The sequence below is a fragment of the Streptomyces sp. NRRL F-525 genome (assembly GCF_000716605.1).
Lineage (GTDB): Bacteria > Actinomycetota > Actinomycetes > Streptomycetales > Streptomycetaceae > Streptomyces.
This window is the reverse complement of the sequence record NZ_JNXE01000001.1, coordinates 103,751-122,041: the sequence shown is the minus strand read 5'-3', so window position 1 is coordinate 122,041 and position 18,291 is coordinate 103,751. Positions and strand designations below refer to the sequence as shown.

Below are 18,291 nucleotides of genomic sequence, written 5' to 3'. Positions count from 1 at the left end.
AGTCGATGGGGGGCGACTTCTGCGATACGGAAAGCGGCTTCCGAGTGGACACTTTGAAGCCGTTGTTGATCGTCCGGAAAACCTCCGTGTGACGGCCGTGTAAATCACACATCTGAGTGACGCATCGCACGCACAGCAGGTCAGCAGCCGCTGCGGTCCTCGGTCAGCACCCCCTGCGCGGTGCTCAGCGAGCGGTCGTAGCAGCCGCCCGAGCCGTACAGCCGGTAGCGCTCACTCGACGTCCCGACCGCGTGCCGCTGGTCGCGCGGCACGTTCAGTGTGTAGGTCGCGTCCCCGCTGTAGGTGTCGTCGAGCCGCGACCACCCGGTCCGCCGCCCGTCCCGCGTGTCGACGACCGCCGCCCGGTCGCCGAGCGTGAGAACGGTCCGCAGCCGGTCGTCCGTCCCGATCGTCGTCGCGCCGTTCATCGTGTACGTCCGGTGCGTGGCCGTCGTCCGGGCCGATCCCCGCCCGTCCACGGTCACCGACTCGTCGTCCGTCCAGGTCGCGTCGAGCCCGTCCATGTTCTCGCCGTCGGTCCAGCGGTGCACGGAGGTGTTCGCGAGCGTCCGTTCGACGGTGGTCCGCACCCGGCCGTGCGAGGTGTCGACGTACCCGGCCGTGGTCAGCCGATGACCCGCGTCGGTGTCCACGCGCTCCTCCGAACCGGGCGTGTACGTCGAGGAGTTGGCGAGTTCGCCCGCGCGGTCAAGGGTGAGCTTTCCGGTGACGTGGGCGCGCTGCGCGTCCTGCCAGACGAGCACGTTCACCGGCGCGCTCCACCCGCTCTGCCCCTCGGGCACGCCCACGACGGAGACGTCGATGTGGTGCGGGCGGCCGTCGTTGAGCAGCCCGGCGAAGGGTGTCAGGTCGTATTCGATCGGCTTGACGTCGAAGGCGCGCGGGCCGGGAATGACATACCAGAGGAAGGGGTCGGACCAGCCGCCGGTCCACACGTTCGGGAACGGGGCGGCGATTCCGGCGAGTTGGCCGTCGACCTTGATCTGCACCTCGCGGTAGGGGCCCTTGTCGGCCTGGCAGGAGTACGGCGCCGAGTCGGGCACCGCGAGATACCAGAACTCCTCGCAGCCGCCGCCGGATCCGGTGGCGTAGACCTCGGCGACGATGCGTTCGGTGTTGCGCGGGGTGGTGAGGGTCGAGTCGGCGGCGAGGGTGAGGACGCGGCTGGGGGTCTGCGCCGCCGCCGGTCTGCCCTCGTAGAACGTCAGCGTGGCCTTGACGCCGATGACGCCGGTGTAGGTGTCGTCGACGACGTTGCCGATGAGCATCTCGACGTCCTGCGTGCTGCGGAAGGTGGCGCTGTAGCGCGTGACGTCCTTCTCCACGGACCACTTGATGCCGTCGGGCGAGGGCTCGGGAGTGGAGGTACGGAGGATCTCAACCCCGCCGACGTGCAGATAGCCGAGTCGGTCGTACTGCCGTCCGGCGACCGTCCCGTCCAGTCTCAGGACGACCTTGCTCCAGCGGTCGCCGCAGGCCTTGGGAGGTGTGTAGGTGCCCTTGTACGGGGTGAAGTCGCGGAACTCGGTGTCGGCGAGGGTGACTTGGCAGGACTTCGTCGCGGGCTTGGCGATGGGTGGGGCGGCGGTGAGGGGGTCGTGCCAGTCGGTGCCGAACTCGGCCGGGACGTCGGCGACTTGGGCCTTCGCGTCGGCCGCCTGGGCTTTCGAGTCGACCAACTGGGCCTTCGCAGCAGACACTTGGGCTTTCGCTTCGGCCGCTTGGACGGGGCTCGCTCCGAGGAGGGTGCTCGCCAGGAGGGTCGCCCCGGCGAGCATGGACATGACTATCCGGCTTCTCATGGGCGGTGTTCTACCCCTTGAGGTCCGCCCTGTCCCCCATCAGCACCACGGGATGCCGGTTCGGGTCGAGCGTGCGCAGCAGGTACTCCATCGCCTCCTTGGACAGGCTGACGCAGGCCGACGTACCGCTGCCGTGGTCCAGGTGCAGCCAGATCCCGCCACCCTTGTCCTCGCCCTCGGGCTGCTCCGCGTCGTCGGGCGGGGTGCCGGGGACGCGGTTGTAGTCGATGGCGATGACGTAGTCGAAATCGTGCCAGTGCGACTCGTCCCAGTCGCGCGGGGCTTCGTACGACTCGTCCTGGGAGTACGGGAGTGCCGTGCCCGGGTCGTCGAGGACACCGCCCGCGGCGGTCAGCGTGAACACGCCGACGGGGCTGCGCTTGTCGCCGAGGTGGTGGTCGGTGGTCCAGCCCAGTTTGCCGTTGTGCGCGGGCCAACTGGCGGCCCGGGCCCAGGTGTTGCCGTTCTTGGTGAACAGGACGGCAGTGGAGTCCGGGGAGTCCTTGCCGTTGCCGTAGACCGCGAGGACCTGGCTCGTGTCGGTGGGGATGGCGCGCTGGAGCCGGTCTCCGACGTCCGGGATGCGGGTCGGGTCCGGGGCGGAGGTGGTGACGGCCGGTCTCGGGTGGGTCGCCTGGGCACCGGGTCTCCCTTCCGTGCCGCCGGGGTGTCCGGTGTGTGCGCTGCCGCACGCGGACAGGGTCGTCATCGTCAGGAGGGAACCGAGAGCCGCCATCGCGACCGTCGCACGTCGTGTGCCGCCACTCTGCATCAGGCCATGGTCACATCGCATTCGGCGGCATTGCGTGAGGTCACGGACATCTCGCCCCTGATGGGTGAACGCCGGTTCTGACCCCCGGCCGGGAAAACCGCTTGCTTCCGACCACGCTGCGACGCGAACCTTTCACGGTTTGTTGCCGCGTTCCGCTCGCGGTCCGTCGCCGCGCTCCGCGGTTCCCTCCTCCCCCTTCCCGCCTGAACAAGAGCCACTGGGACGTCATGCAGATTCAAGACCTTCCGTATCCCGACCCGGGTGTGCCGGACGCGCGCTCGGGGCCCCGATTCCTGTGGTGGCTCGGCCGGAATCAGCTCGGTGGCCAGCTGAAGTCCCTGGCCTGGGGGCTGCTGCACTTCGTGTCCGTCTCCGCCCTGCCGTTCTGTGTGGGGTTCGCCGTGCAGGCCGTGGTCGACCGCTCCGGGATCCGGCTGGCCCAGACCGGCGGGCTGATGGTGCTGTGCGGGGCAGGCATCGCCGTGGGCGACACCTTCCTGCACCGGGCCGCCGTCACCAACTGGATCACTGCGGCTGCCCGCGTCCAGCAACTGCTGGCCCGCCAGGCGTCCCACCTCGGCTCGGCGCTGACCCGGCGGGTCGCGGCCGGTGAGGTCGTGGCCGTGTCGACGGGTGACGTCGAGAAGATCGGCTGGTTCGTGGAGGCGCTGTCCCGCTTCCTGGCCGCCGCCCTGACGATCGTCATCGTGTGCGTGGGCCTGTTCGTGTACCAGCCCGCGCTCGGTGTCGTCGTCGCCGTGGGCGTGCCCGTGCTGGCGGTGTCCGTGCTGCCGCTGCTGCCCCGCGCCACCCGGCGCGCCGACGTGCAGCGCGAGAAGGCGGGCCGCGCCACCGAACTCGCCTCCGACACCGTCGCCGGACTGCGGGTGCTGCGCGGCATCGGCGGCGAGGAACTGTTCCTCGACCGCTACCGCCGCGCCTCCCAGGAGGTCCGCCACGCGGCCGTGCGCAGTGCCCGGATGTGGGCGGTCATCTCCGCGATCCAGGTGCTGATGCCCGGGCTGCTGCTGATCGCGATCGTTTGGTACGGCGTGCACCTGGCCCGCCAGGGCCGGATCACCGTCGGCGAACTGGTCACCGTCTACAGCGCGGTGATGGTCATGTCCTATCCGCTGCGGCACTTCGAGGAGATCGCCATGGCGTACTCCTTCTCCCGGCCCTCGGCCAGACGCGCCGCTCGCGTGCTGTCCCTGGAGCGGGTCACCGACACCGTGGGAACACGCGCGGCGGAGGTGCCGGCCGGGGATCTGTACGACCCGGACACCGGCCTGCTCGCTCCTTCCGGCCGGTTCACCGCCGTGGTGTGCGGCGACCCGGACGCGGCCGGGCGGCTGGCGGAACGGCTCGGCGGACACCCCGCCGAGGCGGGCACCTCCGTGCTCCTGGACGGCGTACCGCTCGACGAACTCCCCCTCGACTCGGCGCGCACCGCCGTCCTCGTCCAGGACAAGGACCCGGTGCTGTTGTCCGGCTCGCTGCGCGAGCTGCTCGACGTGCCCGCCTCGGGTGCGGTCGGCGCGGAGGAAGCGCTGGCCGCCGCGCAGTGCGGGGACGTGCTCGTGGCGCTCGCGCAGGGCTCGCTCGACACCGAGGACCCGATGGACGCCCGCATCACCGAACGCGGGCGCTCCCTCTCCGGCGGCCAGCGCCAACGGCTCGCCCTGGCACGGTCGTTGATCACGGACCCGGAGGTCCTCGTCCTGGACGAGCCGACCTCCGCCGTCGACTCGCACACCGAGGCCCGGATCGCCGACGGGGTACGGGAGTTGAGGACCGGCCGGACCACGGTGGTGTTCACCTCCTCGCCCCTGCTCCTGGACCACGCGGACCGGGTCGTGCTGGTGCACGAGGGCGCGGTCGTGGCGGTCGGCGCCCACCGCGAACTGCTCCGGAGCGAGCCGCGGTATCGGGCGGTGGTGACGCGCGAGACCGAGGAGGAGTCCGCGTCGCGGGTGGCTCGGGATGGTGAACAGACCTCCCTGCGGGGCGAGTTGAAGCAGGACGAGGCTCCTCTTCGAGGTGCCAAGGACAACGACGGGGGCTCGCTGCGGGCCGCCTTGGACGACGACGAATCCGCTCTGCGGAGCGCACTGGAAGAAATCGAGGAGAGCGCATGATCGGCGTGGCGCCCCCGGCCTACGACCCGGCGGCCCCGACCACGGCCAACACCCTGCCGGTCGGCGCCCCCGCGACCGTACGGTCCTACGTGTCCGAACTGTTCCACCGGCATCGCCGGGCCTTCCTCCTTCTCGTCACCGTCAACACGGTCGCCGTGATCGCCTCGATGGTCGGCCCCTATCTGCTCGGGGACCTCGTCGAGCGGGTGTCGGACGGGGCGCGGGAACTTCATCTCGGCCTGACCATCGGAGTGTTCGTGGTCGCGCTCGCCGTCCAGGCCCTGTTCATCCGGCAGGTGCGGTTGCGCGGCGCGATGCTCGGCGAGCGGATGCTGGCCGACCTGCGCGAGGACTTCCTCGTCCGGTCGGTCGGGCTGCCGCCCGGCGTCCTGGAACGGGCGGGCACCGGCGATCTGCTGTCCCGCATCACCACCGACATCGACCGGCTCGCCAACGCGATGCGGGAGGCCGTACCGCAACTGGCGATCGGTGTGGTGTGGGTGGTGCTGCTGCTCGGCGGTCTCGTCGTCACCGTGCCGCCGCTGGCGCCCGCCGTGCTGATCGCGGTGCCGGTGCTGGTGATCGGCTGCCGCTGGTACTTCAAGCGCGCACCGGCCGGCTACCGCTCCGAGGCCGCCGGATACGCCGCCGTGGCCGCGGCCCTCGCCGAGACCGTGGACGCCGGGCGGACCGTCGAGTCCCACCGCCTCGGCGACCGGCGGATCGCCCTCTCCGAGCGTCGCGTCAAGGAGTGGACCGCCTGGGAGAACTACACGCTCTGGCTGCGGTCGGTGCTGTTCCCGGTCATCAACGTCACCCATGTCACGGTGCTCTGCTCGGTCCTGATGCTCGGCGGGGTGTTCGTCCTGCAGGGCTGGATCGACGTGGGCGAACTGACGACGGGTGCCCTGATCGCGCAGATGCTCGTCGACCCGGTCAACCTGATCCTGCGCTGGTACGACGAGCTCCAGGTCGCCCAGGTCTCGCTGGCCCGGCTGGTCGGCGTCCGGGACATCGAGCCCGACGCCGGGGACGCCGCACTGTCCCCCGAGGGCCGGGACGTGCACGCGGACCGGGTGCACTTCGGCTACCGCGAGGGCGTCGACGTGCTCCGCAAGGTCTCCCTGGAGGTCGCACCCGGCACCCGGCTGGCCCTGGTCGGCCCCTCGGGCGCGGGCAAGTCCACCCTGGGCAGGCTCCTCGCCGGCATCTACGCGCCCCGGGACGGCCGGATCACCCTCGGCGGCGCCGAACTCTCCCGGATGACCGCGGAACACGTCCGCTCCCATGTGGCCCTCGTCAACCAGGAGCACCACGTCTTCGTGGGCTCCCTGCGCGACAACCTCCTGCTCGCCCGGACCGACGCCGGGGACGCCGAGCTGTGGGCGGCGCTGGGTGCGGTCGACGCGGACGGGTGGGCGCGGGCCCTGGACGACGGCCTCGACACCGAGGTCGGCTCGGGCGGGCTCGCGCTCACCCCGGCCCAGGCCCAGCAGATCGCGCTGGCCCGGCTGGTGCTGGCCGATCCGCACACGCTGGTCCTGGACGAGGCGACCTCGCTCCTCGACCCGCGGGCGGCCCGGCACCTCGAGCGGTCCCTGGCCCGCGTCCTCGACGGCCGTACGGTCGTCGCGATCGCCCACCGCCTGCACACCGCCCATGACGCGGATGTCATCGCCGTCGTCGAGGACGGGCGGATCAGCGAATTGGGGAGCCATGACGAGTTGGTGGCGGCGGAGGGGGCGTACGCGGCGCTTTGGCGGTCGTGGCACGGGTAGCTCCGCTGGTTGAGGGGTGACTGGGGTGCGGGTCGGTGGAGGGCTGGTCGGGGAGAGTGTGGCCGGCCTGCGGGCCGGTGCGTATCCGCGGGTCGGTGGGGGCTGGTCGCGCAGTTCCCCGCGCCCCTTTCGGGGCGCCCTGTCGCGCCGGAACCGGATGCCTGCCGTTGCGCCCGGGGGAAAAGGGGTGGAAGGCTGGGGAGCGGCACCGGTTCGGGGAGTGCCCGGGGACCATGTGGTTCGTGCCGGGCGCCGAGTGTGCCCCGCACAGCGGCGACCCGCCGCCGACCGCGGTGAGAACGGGCCGGTCCCCACCACCTGGAGGTACCCGTGAACAGCGCCGACGGATGGGGAGACGACGTCTACCAGCCCGACGGATCCGAGGTGCAGGACGACGCGGGTCTGCTCGACGCGGAGGACACCCTGGTGGCCGACGGCGTCGAGGACCCCCTCGACCGCGGCTGGTCCCCGCCGGAGCGCCCCTGGGCGGTGGAACGCGACGACGTGACGGCCGCCGGGCGCGAGCACGGCGAGACCCTCGACCAGCGCCTCGCCGAGGAGGTCCCGGATCTCGCCGCGTCCGACGGTGACGGCATCGGCGACTCCGAGGACACCGACGGCGAGCTCCTCGACATCGAGGTCGGCGACACCCGCTCGGGCCGGCTCGTGGCACCGGACGAAGGAGCGCACGAGGACGAGGAGAGCGGCCTGATCGCCACGGACGTGGGCATCGACGGTGCCGCCGCCTCCGCCGAGGAGGCCGCGATGCACATCGTCGACGAGGACGAGGACTCCCTCTACGGCTGACCTCGCCGCCCCTTCGCCGCCAACCGCACCACCGTCGCAGGAGGAGCAGCCATGCAGCAGGACAAGCAGCCCGACTACCACCCCGTGGTCTTCCGCGACCGCGCCGCCGGATACGCGTTCCTCACCCGGTCCACCGCGACCAGCGACCGGACCATCGAGTGGGACGACGGCGAGACCTACCCGGTCGTGGACGTGGAGATCTCCTCGGAGAGTCACCCCTTCTACACCGGCAAGGCGCGGACGGTGGACACGGAGGGCCGCATCGCCCAGTTCGAACGGCGCTACGGCGGCGGGACGAGCGAGGGTTCCGGCGGGGCGTGAGCCACCATCCGCGTCGGCGCCGGAACCGACGCCAGGCCTCAGATCACATTGAGCGCCGCCGCGCAGCCCACTCCCCCAAGGAGTATGAACACCGGCATCAGCACCTTGAGCTCGATCCAGCTGCCCGCGCGGAACCGCATCACCTTCGGCGGCCCGATCGGGTACCAGCGCTTGCGGCCCAGCGGGATCGGCCACAGGATCGGGCAGCCGGAGACGGTCAGCGCGTCCCCGATGTCGTGCACCAGCGCGCCCAGCACGACCGGCAGTCCCAGCCACAGGTACTGGTGCTGATCCGTGAACAGCCAGTCCGAACCGTTGCCCGGCTTGTCCAGCACTCCGGCGAGGATCCACGCGCTGGTCGCCGCCAGCAGCCACACCAGGATGTCGCTGCTGGAGCCGCGGGCCGCCCGCCACAGCAGACCTTCGATGGCCAGCACCATGTGCACGAAGAGGATCGCCAGCACTCCCCAGCGACCGCCCAGGATCGCCACGCCCGCACTGCCCGCCCCGATCAGGACCGCCCACAGCCAGGTGTGGGTGAGCGTGCGGTGCCCGCCGGAGCGACGCGGGTCGCCCTGCTTCCTGGTCCCCTTGTAGACGGCGTACGAGAGCTTGTCGACGACCTCGCACACGGTCCGGGAGACGGGGCCGAAGGCCCGGGAGATGGTCGCCGCCTTGTGATCGAGGTCCGGGGCGAGCGCGGCGCCGGCACAGATCAGGGCACCGACCAGGATCACCGGCCAGGGCATCGGGTGCCCAGCCGCGGCAGTCGCCGCTCCGACGCCGAGCCAGGCCGCCGCTCCCGACAGTGAGTGTGCTGGTCCCATCATGGCCGTTCCCCGCCCCATTCCTCTTACGCCGCCGGTCAGTTGCTCGGGCGCCCTGACACTCTGTCGGCGACACAGCGTAGCGGTAGCGATCTTCGTCCCCGCAGCCGATTCCCCCATCGGCCACGGCGCCAGGCAAGATGGGGTCGTGACCCTCATCGACCAGTTGCCGCCGACCGCAGATCCCGACGCCCTCTACGAAGCCTTCGAGTCGTGGGCCCGGGAGCGCGGTCTCACGCTCTACCCCCATCAGGAGGAGGCGCTGATCGAGGTGGTCTCCGGTGCGAACGTGATCGTGTCGACGCCCACCGGCTCCGGCAAGAGCATGATCGCCGCCGGTGCGCACTTCGCCGCCCTGGCCCGGGACGAGGTCACCTTCTACACCGCCCCGATCAAGGCCCTCGTCTCGGAGAAGTTCTTCGAGCTGTGCAAGATGTTCGGCACCGAGAACGTCGGCATGCTGACCGGCGACGCGTCCGTCAACTCCGACGCCCCGATCATCTGCTGCACCGCGGAGGTGCTCGCGTCGATCGCGCTGCGGGACGGCAAGCACGCGGACGTCGGCCAGGTCGTCATGGACGAGTTCCACTTCTACGCGGAGGCGGACCGCGGCTGGGCCTGGCAGATCCCGATCCTGGAGCTGCCGCAGGCGCAGTTCGTCCTGATGTCGGCCACGCTCGGCGACGTCGCGATGTTCGAGAAGGACCTCACGCGGCGCACCGGGCGCCCCACTTCGGTGGTCCGCTCGGCGGTCCGGCCGGTGCCCCTGTCCTACGAGTACAAACTGACCCCGCTCACCGAGACGCTGACCGAACTGCTGGAGACCAGGCAGGCGCCGGTCTACATCGTGCACTTCACCCAGGCGCAGGCCGTGGAGCGGGCGCAGGCGCTGATGAGCATCAACATGAGCTCGCGCGAGGAGAAGGACCAGATCGCCGAGCTGATCGGCAACTTCCGCTTCACCACCAAGTTCGGCCGCAATCTCTCCCGTTACGTACGGCACGGCATCGGTGTGCACCACGCCGGCATGCTGCCCAAGTACCGGCGCCTGGTGGAAAAGCTCGCGCAGGCGGGCCTGTTGAAGGTGATCTGCGGTACGGACACGCTCGGGGTGGGTGTCAACGTGCCCATCCGCACCGTGCTGTTCACGGCCCTGGCCAAGTACGACGGCATCCGGGTGCGCACGCTGCGTGCCCGTGAGTTCCACCAGATCGCGGGCCGCGCCGGACGCGCCGGCTTCGACACGGCGGGGCTCGTGGTCGCGCAGGCCCCCGAACACGTCGTCGAGAACGAGAAGGCGCTCGCCAAGGCGGGCGACGACCCAAAGAAGCGCCGGAAGGTCGTCCGCAAGAAGGCGCCCGAGGGCTTCGTCGGCTGGTCGGACAGCACCTTCGAGAAGCTCATCACCTCCGAGCCGGAGCCTTTGACGTCCCGCTTCCGGGTCACGCACACCATGCTGCTGTCGGTGATCGCCCGCCCCGGCAACGCCTTCGACGCGATGCGGCACCTCCTGGAGGACAACCACGAGCCGCGCAAGCAGCAGTTGCGGCACATCCGGCGCGCGATCGCCATCTACCGCTCGCTCCTGGACGGCGGCATCGTCGAGAAGCTCGACACCCCGGACGCCGAGGGCCGCATCGTGCGCCTCACGGTCGACCTGCAGCAGGACTTCGCCCTCAACCAGCCGCTGTCGACCTTCGCGCTCGCCTCGTTCGAGCTGCTGGACCCCGAATCGCCGTCGTACGCGCTGGACATGGTGTCCGTGGTCGAGTCCACGCTGGACGACCCGCGGCAGATCCTCGCCGCCCAGCAGAACAAGGCGCGCGGTGAGGCCGTGGCGGCGATGAAGGCGGACGGCGTCGAGTACGAGGACCGCATGGAGCGCCTCCAGGACGTCAGCTACCCCAAGCCGCTGGAGGAGTTGCTCTTCCACGCGTACAACACGTACCGCAAGAGCCACCCGTGGGTCGGCGACCACCCGCTGTCCCCGAAGTCCGTGATCCGTGACATGTACGAACGGGCCATGTCCTTCACGGAGTTGACCTCGTACTACGAGCTGGCCCGCACCGAGGGCATCGTGCTGCGCTACCTCGCCGGCGCCTTCAAGGCCCTCGACCACACCGTCCCGGACGACCTCAAGTCCGAGGACCTGGAGGACCTGATCGCCTGGCTCGGCGAGATGGTGCGCCAGGTCGACTCCAGCCTGCTCGACGAGTGGGAGCAGTTGGCGAACCCGGCGGAGATGACCGCCGAGGAGGCCCAGGAGAAGGCCGACCAGGTCAAGCCGGTCACCGCGAACGCGCGTGCCTTCCGTGTCCTGGTGCGCAACGCGATGTTCCGCCGCGTCGAACTCGCCGCCCTCGACCATGTCGACGAACTGGGCGAGTTGGACGCCGAGGCGGGCTGGGACGCGGACGCCTGGGGCGAGGCGATGGACAAGTACTGGGACGAGTACGAGGACCTCGGCACCGGCCCCGACGCCCGCGGGCCCAAGCTCCTGCTCATCGAGGAGGAGCCCCAGCACAACCTGTGGCGCGTTCGGCAGATTTTCGCCGACCCGAACGGCGATCATGACTGGGGCATCAGCGCGGAGATCGATCTCGCGGCCTCCGACACGGAGAGCCGTGCGGTCGTCCGTGTCACCGACGTCGGCCAGCTGTGAGCACAGGAGAATCCCACCCATGACGAACCCGGCAGAGCGGCTCGTCGACCTGCTCGACCTGGAGCAGATCGAGGTCAACATCTTCCGTGGCCGCAGCCCGCACGAGTCCCTCCAGCGGGTCTTCGGGGGCCAGGTCGCGGGCCAGGCGCTGGTCGCCGCGGGGCGCACCACGGAGGGCGACCGGCCGGTGCACTCGCTGCACGCGTACTTCCTGCGCCCTGGCCGACCGGGCGTGCCGATCGTGTACCAGGTCGAGCGGGTGCGGGACGGGCGGTCGTTCACCACCCGCCGGGTCACCGGCGTACAGCAGGGCCGCACGATCTTCAATCTCACCGCCTCCTTCCACAAGCCTGAGCAAGGTCCGTTCGAGCACCAGCTGCCGCCTCGCGAGGTCCCGGACCCGGAGTCCCTGCCGACGGTGTCGGAGGAGGTCCGGGCCCATCTGGGCGTACTGCCCGAGCAGTTGGAGCGGATGGCACGCCGTCAGCCCTTCGACATCCGGTACGCGGACGGGCTGCGCTGGAGCGCCGAGGAGATCAAGGACGCCGAGCCGCGCAGCGCGGTGTGGATGCGCGCGGTCGGGCCGCTCGGCGACGATCCGCTGGTGCACACCTGCGCGCTCACGTACGCCAGCGACATGACGCTCCTGGACGCCGTCCGCATCCCCGTCGAACCCCTGTGGGGACCGCGGAACTTCGACATGGCGTCGCTGGACCACGCCATGTGGTTCCACCGGCCGTTCCGCGCGGACGAGTGGTTCCTGTACGACCAGGAGTCCCCGATCGCGACGGGCGGCCGCGGTCTGGCCCGTGGGCGCATCTACGACCTTGAGGGACGCCTGCTCGTCTCGGTCGTCCAGGAAGGGCTGTTCAGAGCCCTGTGACCGGTGGGCGTGCCGCGCTGCAGCTCACGCGCTTCTGCGGCGCAGCCAGCTCAGCATGCCGCGTGATCGCTCGGGTTCCGGCGGGTGCTCGCTCAGGGACGACGATGGTCCGGCGGGTCCGACGGGTCCGGCCATCGGCGGCGATCCGGCCGGTTCGACGGTCGGTCGCGGTGCAGTCGGTTCGGCGATCGGTCGTGGTGCGGCCCGTCCGACGGCCGGCTGTGGCGCGGTCGGTTCGGCTGTCGGTCGTGGTGCGGGGCGGTGGCCGCGTGCCTCGTCAAGTACCTGGGCCAGATCAGCCCGCAGCCAGCTGATCTCGTCCGGGTCCTGCGCCGTCATGATCCGCTCGGCGAGGTGGGCGGCGGGCGAGCCCGGAGCCCCGTGGGCGGGCGGGTCGGGCCGGAAGCGGTTCAAGTAGGCGCGCTCGTAAGGGTCCTGGATGATCTCCGCGACCTGGACGGGGTCGAGCAGCGAGGCCAGGGCTCCGGCGCGCTCCCACGGGCCGTCGGCCTGGCGGAGCAGGAACCCGAGATGCCGTCCGCGCCAGTTGCGGGGCCGTAGGTCCAGGCCCTCGTGCAGCTGGTCCCGCATTCCCTCGGGCGTACGGCCGTTCAGCAGGGCGGTGTGGTTCTTGTCGGCCGCGAACTGCCGTAGTTCTTCGGCGAGATAGAGCCAGACCACGGCCCGATAGCGATTGAGGTAGAACTTCACCGGCACCACCAGTCCCAGCCGGGCGAGGCGGGTGAACCTGGCGGAGGTGACCTCCATGAGGGCCGCGCCGTCCGTGGTGCCCACGGTCCTGACGGTTTCCAGGAGTGTTTCGGGGAATCCGTCCGCCGAGCGCAGTCGGTCGATCTCGGCGTGGGCGACGCGTCGGCCGCCGCCCCCTTCGTCGGGCGCGGTGCGGATGCGTCCGAGATGGACGGCGAGGTCGAACTCTCCTCGCTTGAGCCCGAGTTCCCGTGCCGCCCGACCGGGCGTGCACGAGAGGTCGGACGGTTGGGTGATGGTGTTTCCTGCCATGGTCGATCTCCCCCGCGGAGTCCAATGCTCACGCTGTGTGCGCTTGCGATGAACAAACCGTAACCGGATCGGCGGATCTCGTGGCAGGCCTGTGGATAACTCTGCGGAGGCCGGTGAAGTTGCAGGTCAGAGGTCTGTGACGGGGGTCCGCTCCGGCTGGCGGGCGTCCACGCCGAGGTGCTCTCCGACGCGGTTGACGAGGAGTGTCATCTCGTAGGCGATCTGGCCGATGTCCGCATCGGCGCCGCTGAGGACGCACAGACAGCTGCCGCTGCCCGCGGCGGTGACGAACAGGACGGCGTCGTCGAACTCGATCATCGTCTGCCGCACGCCGCCCGCGCCGAAATGGCGTCCCGAGCCCTTGGCCAGGCTGTGCAGTCCGGACGAGACGGCGGCGAGGTGTTCGGCGTCCTCGCGGCGCAGGCCCGTGCTCGCGCCCGTCACCAGTCCGTCGTTGGACAGGACCAGGGCGTGGCGTACGTGCTCGACGCGCTCGGTCAGATCGTCCAGCAGCCAGCTCAGTCCCTGGTTCTGTGCCATGTTCCGGCCTCCCCGTGTCGCCTCTCCCCCTGGCCGGAGGATCTCCCGTCAGCCTTCCCCACCTCCGTCGCCCGGGCAAGGAGGATAGGGGCATGGCACAGAAGATGACCGACGAGGAATGGCGGGCGTTCGTCTCGCTCGGCACGCGCACCGGCAAGCTGTCGACCGTACGCGCCGATGGGAGCCCTCATGTGGCGCCGATCTGGTTCCTGCTGGACGGGGACGATGTGGTGTTCAACACCGCGAAGGAAACGGTAAAAGGGCGCAATCTTGCCCGTGACGGGCGAGTCGCCCTGTGTGTGGACGACGACCGGCCGCCGTTCGACTTCGTGGTGCTGCAGGGACGCGCCGAGTTGTCGGAGGAGCCGGGTGAACTCCGGTACTGGGCCGCCCGGATCGGGGCCCGGTACATGGGCGAGGAGCGCGCCGAGGAGTTCGGTGACCGCAACGGGGTCCCGGGCGAACTCCTCGTCCGCGTCACGGTCGAGAAGGTGCTGGCGCAGAAGGGCATTTCGGAGTGAGATGTGCCCGTCAGCCCACCGAGTCGAGCATGCGGGCGGTGTGCATCCGCCCTGCGTACTCGACGAGCCGGATGAGCACTTCCTTCCCCGAGTCGCGGTCACGGGCGTCGCAGAGGACCACGGGTGTGCCCTGGTCGAGGTCCAGCGCGCGGGAGACGTCGCGGGCGCCGTAACTGCGGGCGCCCGTGAAGCAGTTGACGGCCACCACGAACGGGATGTGCCGGTGCTCGAAGTAGTCGACCGCGGGGAAGCAGTCCTCGAGTCGCCGGGTGTCCGCGAGGACCACGGCCCCCAGGGCGCCCTGCGACAGTTCGTCCCACAGGAACCAGAAGCGGTCCTGGCCCGGTGTGCCGAACAGGTAGAGGGAGAGGCCTGACCTGATGGTGATGCGGCCGAAGTCCATGGCGACGGTCGTCGTGACCTTCTGGTCCACGCCGTCGGTGTCGTCCACCAACTGACCGGCCTCGCTGAGCAGTTCCTCGGTGCGCAGCGGCCTGATCTCGCTGACCGCGCCCACCATGGTGGTCTTGCCCACGCCGAATCCGCCGGCGACCAGGATCTTCAACGCCAGGGCGGTCGTCTCGCCGTCCTCGGCGTCGGAGTGCTCGGAGACCATCGATCACTTCTCTCGGGAGTGCCGGAAACGCACGACGTCCGTGGATACGCATCCTGGCAAGCGCGGCCTCACTCTGGGCGGTTGGACCGCTATTTGCCCGATGTGACCGCCTCGCACCCGTTCGGTGAGCGAAAGGGTGCACAAGTCGGCGTCGTACGCGTTCGAGTCGTTCTGAAGTTTCGTCACAGCGCCCGTAGTCCCTCGATCACCTCGCGCAGAATCCGTTCGTCGGGCAGCTGCGCGGGCGGCACCGGACGGCTGACGGTGACGCAGCCGAGCTCCAGGAGGTCACCCAGGAGCACCCGGACCACCCCCAGGGGGAGGTCCGCTCCGGCGGCGAGTTCGGCGACGGACTGTGTTTCCGGACGGCACAGGTCGATGAGCGCCCGGTGCTCCGGTCCGAGCCCGGTGTCGTCGTCGAAGCCTGGCGCGCCCGTGTCCAGCGTGACGAGCGCGATCAGGTCGAAACGCACCCCCGTAGGGCCTGATTTGGTACGTCCGCCCGTCATCGCGTAGGGGCGGACGAGAGGCCCGGCTTCTTGGTCGTACCACTGGCTGCCCGGCTCGCGTTGGGCGCCGGTCATGTCCTCGGTCATCGGAACGGACCGCCCTCTCGCCTCATCCGGCTGCGGGCGGCCGCGCACCGACGCGCGGCGGCGTGTAGAGGTGCTCGCCGACGCGCTTGACCAGCCGCGCCATCTCGTAGGCCACCAGGCCTATGTCGGCCGTGACGGCGGTGAGGACGGCGAGGCAGGAACCGTCTCCGGCCGCTGCCACGAACAGGAATCCGTCGTCCATCTCCACCATGGTCTGCCGCACTCCGCCGGCTCCGAAGTGCCGCCCCGCGCCCTTGGCCAGGCTGTGGAATCCGGAGGCGACCGCGGCGAGGTGTTCGGCGTCCTCGCGCTTGAGGTCGGTCGACGCGCCGACGGCGAGGCCGTCGTTGGAGAGCACCACGACATGCCGTACTTCGCTCACGCGCAGCACCAAGTCGTCCAGCAGCCAGTCGAGTTCGCCGGACCGCTGGGCGGCCCTCATGCTCGGGTCCTGGATCACGCGGGGTCTCCTTCGCTGCTGTCGCTGCCCGTCGCGGGGCCTGGGGTGGCACCGCGGCCCGGTTGTCTGCCGCCGCCGCGTGTCCAGCCCTCGCGGTAGGCCGCCATCCGGTCCCGTACGACCTCCGGGGTGCGGTGCTCGTCGCGCGGGGCCGCCGGCGCCTGTTCCCGTTCCGCGGTGGGCTGTTCGCGGAGCTGGGGGGCGAGGTGTGCCTGGCGTACGCGACGGGGGAGGTCGTCGTTCTCGTCGGTCCCTTCGGTGTCCTCGGGGGGACGGTGCAGGCGCAAGGTGGTGACTCCGGGGGGCGGGGTGTCGTTCGCCGACTCCGCGGCGGCCCGTGCGGAGACCGCCAGGGCGGGCCGGTCGGCCGAGGCCGGGACGGACTCCTGGTGCTGGGGTGCGGTGGGCACGCGCGCGTACTCGCGTTCCAGAGCCCGCTCCCCGTCCTCGACCGCCGCGCGCGGGGCACGTTCCGCCGCGCCGCCGTGCAGCAGCGCCGTAGGCAGCAGGACGACCGCCGTCGTACCGCCGTAGGGCGAGGTCCGCAGGTGGACCTTGATGCCGTGGCGGGCGGCGAGCCTGCTCACCACGAAGAGGCCGAGCCGGTCGCTGTCGAAGAGGTCGAGGGCCTCGGACTGTTCGATGCGACGGTTGGCGTCGCCCAGGGACTCGGTGCCCATGCCGAGGCCCCGGTCCTCGACCTCTACGGCGTAGCCGTTGCCGACGGGTTCGCCGGTGACCCGCACGCGCGTGTGCGGCGGCGAGAACTGGGCGGCGTTCTCCACGATCTCGGCGAGCAGGTGCGTGAGGTCGGCGACGGCCGCGCCGACGACGGACGCCTCGGGGAGTTGGCGTACCTCCACGCGCGCGTAGTCCTCGACCTCGGAGACGGCCGCGCGGACGACATTGGTCAGGGAGACCGGCATGCGCCAGGCCCGGCCGGGTGCCGCCCCGGAGAGGATGATCAGGCTCTCGGCATGCCGTCGCATACGGGTGGTGAGGTGGTCGAGGCGGAAGAGGTCGCTCAGTTCGTTCGGGTCCTCGGAGCGGCGCTCCATGCTGTCCAACAGGCTGAGTTGACGGTGCACCAGAACCTGGCTGCGGCGGGCGAGGTTGACGAAGACCCCGGAGATGCCGCTGGCGAGTTCGGCGCGTTCGACGGCGGCCCGCAGAGCCGCGCGGTGCACGGTGCTCAGGGCCTCGACGACCTGTCCGATCTCGTCCTCCGCGGGCGACCCGGGCGGGGCCTCGGCCCTGATGTCGATCTCCTCCCCCGCGCGCAGTCTCCGCATGGCTTCAGGGAGTTTGTGGCGAGCGATCCCGAGGGCGTCGTTGCGCAGGCTCACGAGTTCGACGACGAGTCCGCGTCCGATGCGCACCGAGATGACGAGCGACGCGATGACGGCGGCGAGTCCGAGCAGGACCGCGGCACCGGCGGAGGTGAGCAGCCCGCGGGTGAACGGATCGGCGCGGTCGGCGACCCCGCTGCCCGCGTCCGACTCGATGGTGCGCATGCCGTCCTGCACGCGTGCGTGCGCGTTGTTCCAGGTGGACTCCGGAGCCGCGGCGATCGCCCTGGTGGCCGAGTTGGTGGCGAGGACCTTGTCCTCGACGGTGCCGACCGCGGCGTAGTCGCTGGTGTCAGCGAGGTGCTGCCAGGCGGCGCGTTCGGAGCCGCGCAGGTCCTCGACGGCGGAGTCGGTGAGGGTGCGTCGGGTGTCGACGGCCCCGGTGAACAGCCTCAGCCGCTCCCCGTCGAGCCTGCCGTCCAGGCGGGCGCCTGCGAGCATGACGTCCTCCTGGGACAGCGATTCCCCGGCCCGGGAAAACTCGAGGAGCACGCGCGCGTCGGATCCGAGGTCGGCGTCCTGGATCCCGGTGAGCGCCCCGCCCACGGAGAAGGCCGTCGCGATGGTCTTCGTGTACTGCCCGTAGGTCTCGTCCCATCCCGCGCGGTGGCCGAGCACATCGGCCCGCAGCGAGCGCAGTTGCTCGGCTCCGGTGACGAAGGTCTTCAGGCGGCGGGCGACTCCGGCGGGCAGTTCCTCGCCGTCTGCAACGGTGTTGTCGTCACCGAGCCGCAACCGGGCGACCGCCCGGTCCGTGCCCGCAGCCAGCTTCTTCAGATTCCCGCTCTGCTCGGCGTCGGGGTCGGTCGCGTAGCGCACGGCGGCCGACCGCTCGGCCTGCAGTGCCGCGACAGCGTCTGCTACGGGGCTGCGCACCGCGGAGTCCACGCGCTGCAACTGCCGTAGCCGGGAGACGTCCTGGGCGGTGCTGACGGTGGCGTACGCCCACAGGGCGAGCAGGGAGACGACCGGCACCATCAGGAGGCAGACGATCTTGGCCCGTACGGTGCGCGGGCGCATCCGCCATCGTCCCGCGCGCAGGGGTATGTCCTCCGGCGGGGCGTCCAGGGGCTCATCGAAGAGTTCGTCGGCGGGTGGTCCGGCGTGCGCGCGACGACCGCGCACGGGCGGCGTCTCGACGCCGGCTCTCGGGGTCCTACGGGGGGTACGCATGG

The 18,291-nt window shown here is 70.8% G+C and carries 16 protein-coding genes; 7 read left to right on the top strand and 9 right to left on the bottom strand.

Going from position 1 to position 18,291, the window contains the following annotated elements; translation table 11 throughout:
* Window positions 1-140: 140 nt before the first annotated feature.
* Together OO69_RS00585 and OO69_RS00580 are read right to left on the bottom strand one after the other, a co-directional pair.
* Window positions 141-1,823: a peptide-N4-asparagine amidase gene (locus OO69_RS00585; RefSeq protein ID WP_234444288.1), complete on the bottom strand. Its 1,683-nt coding sequence runs from the start codon at window positions 1,821-1,823 to the stop codon at window positions 141-143.
* A gap of 10 nt (window positions 1,824-1,833) precedes the next feature.
* Window positions 1,834-2,595 (bottom strand): L,D-transpeptidase family protein, encoded by a 762-nt coding sequence (locus OO69_RS00580; protein WP_033278311.1) that lies wholly within the window; start codon window positions 2,593-2,595, stop codon window positions 1,834-1,836.
* A 227-nt stretch (window positions 2,596-2,822) separates the two neighbouring features.
* On the opposite strand from OO69_RS00580, the gene OO69_RS00575 reads away from it, so the two are divergent.
* From OO69_RS00575 to OO69_RS00560, 4 genes are all read left to right on the top strand, one after another.
* A complete protein-coding gene (locus tag OO69_RS00575; protein ID WP_033278310.1) occupies window positions 2,823-4,733 on the top strand; it encodes an ABC transporter ATP-binding protein in 1,911 nt (636 codons plus the stop codon).
* Window positions 4,730-6,511: an ABC transporter ATP-binding protein gene (locus OO69_RS00570; RefSeq protein ID WP_033278309.1), complete on the top strand. Its 1,782-nt coding sequence runs from the start codon at window positions 4,730-4,732 to the stop codon at window positions 6,509-6,511. Before OO69_RS00575 ends, OO69_RS00570 begins: the two co-directional genes overlap by 4 nt.
* A 330-nt stretch (window positions 6,512-6,841) precedes the next feature.
* Complete coding sequence (locus OO69_RS00565; RefSeq protein WP_033278308.1) at window positions 6,842-7,318, top strand: DUF5709 domain-containing protein; 477 nt, start codon at window positions 6,842-6,844, stop codon at window positions 7,316-7,318.
* A 51-nt stretch (window positions 7,319-7,369) separates the two neighbouring features.
* Window positions 7,370-7,639, top strand: coding sequence for a type B 50S ribosomal protein L31 (locus OO69_RS00560; protein WP_033278307.1), 270 nt, complete (start codon window positions 7,370-7,372; stop codon window positions 7,637-7,639).
* A 38-nt stretch (window positions 7,640-7,677) separates the two neighbouring features.
* Here the strand turns inward: OO69_RS00560 and OO69_RS00555 are convergent, their stop codons facing one another.
* Window positions 7,678-8,469: a metal-dependent hydrolase gene (locus OO69_RS00555; protein WP_033278306.1), complete on the bottom strand. Its 792-nt coding sequence runs from the start codon at window positions 8,467-8,469 to the stop codon at window positions 7,678-7,680.
* 145 nt (window positions 8,470-8,614) lie between these two features.
* Here OO69_RS00555 and OO69_RS00550 point away from each other — a divergent pair, with 145 nt between their 5' ends.
* Window positions 8,615-11,128, top strand: a complete 2,514-nt coding sequence (locus OO69_RS00550) for a DEAD/DEAH box helicase (RefSeq protein ID WP_033278305.1) — start codon at window positions 8,615-8,617, stop codon at window positions 11,126-11,128.
* A 19-nt stretch (window positions 11,129-11,147) separates the two neighbouring features.
* On the top strand, window positions 11,148-12,011 hold the full coding sequence (locus OO69_RS00545) for an acyl-CoA thioesterase (protein ID WP_033278304.1): 864 nt from the start codon (window positions 11,148-11,150) through the stop codon (window positions 12,009-12,011).
* A gap of 24 nt (window positions 12,012-12,035) precedes the next feature.
* Here the strand turns inward: OO69_RS00545 and OO69_RS00540 are convergent, their stop codons facing one another.
* Together OO69_RS00540 and OO69_RS00535 are read right to left on the bottom strand one after the other, a co-directional pair.
* Window positions 12,036-13,034 (bottom strand): DUF6397 family protein, encoded by a 999-nt coding sequence (locus OO69_RS00540; protein WP_033278303.1) that lies wholly within the window; start codon window positions 13,032-13,034, stop codon window positions 12,036-12,038.
* Window positions 13,035-13,160: 126 nt separating this feature from the next.
* Window positions 13,161-13,574, bottom strand: coding sequence for a roadblock/LC7 domain-containing protein (locus tag OO69_RS00535; RefSeq protein ID WP_019062680.1), 414 nt, complete (start codon window positions 13,572-13,574; stop codon window positions 13,161-13,163).
* Window positions 13,575-13,666: 92 nt separating this feature from the next.
* Here OO69_RS00535 and OO69_RS00530 point away from each other — a divergent pair, with 92 nt between their 5' ends.
* Window positions 13,667-14,095 carry a PPOX class F420-dependent oxidoreductase gene (locus OO69_RS00530; protein ID WP_033278302.1) on the top strand — a complete coding sequence of 143 codons (429 nt, stop codon included), beginning with the start codon at window positions 13,667-13,669 and terminating at the stop codon, window positions 14,093-14,095.
* A 10-nt stretch (window positions 14,096-14,105) separates the two neighbouring features.
* Here the strand turns inward: OO69_RS00530 and OO69_RS00525 are convergent, their stop codons facing one another.
* The 4 genes from OO69_RS00525 to OO69_RS00510 form a co-directional block, all read right to left on the bottom strand.
* Window positions 14,106-14,711 (bottom strand): GTP-binding protein, encoded by a 606-nt coding sequence (locus tag OO69_RS00525; protein WP_019062682.1) that lies wholly within the window; start codon window positions 14,709-14,711, stop codon window positions 14,106-14,108.
* Between the two features lie 182 nt (window positions 14,712-14,893).
* A complete protein-coding gene (locus tag OO69_RS00520) occupies window positions 14,894-15,307 on the bottom strand; it encodes a DUF742 domain-containing protein (protein ID WP_033278301.1) in 414 nt (137 codons plus the stop codon).
* A 22-nt stretch (window positions 15,308-15,329) separates the two neighbouring features.
* Window positions 15,330-15,767 carry a roadblock/LC7 domain-containing protein gene (locus OO69_RS00515; protein WP_019062684.1) on the bottom strand — a complete coding sequence of 146 codons (438 nt, stop codon included), beginning with the start codon at window positions 15,765-15,767 and terminating at the stop codon, window positions 15,330-15,332.
* A complete protein-coding gene (locus OO69_RS00510) occupies window positions 15,764-18,289 on the bottom strand; it encodes a nitrate- and nitrite sensing domain-containing protein (RefSeq protein WP_033278300.1) in 2,526 nt (841 codons plus the stop codon). The genes OO69_RS00515 and OO69_RS00510 overlap by 4 nt, the downstream gene beginning before the upstream one ends.
* Window positions 18,290-18,291: the final 2 nt, after the last annotated feature.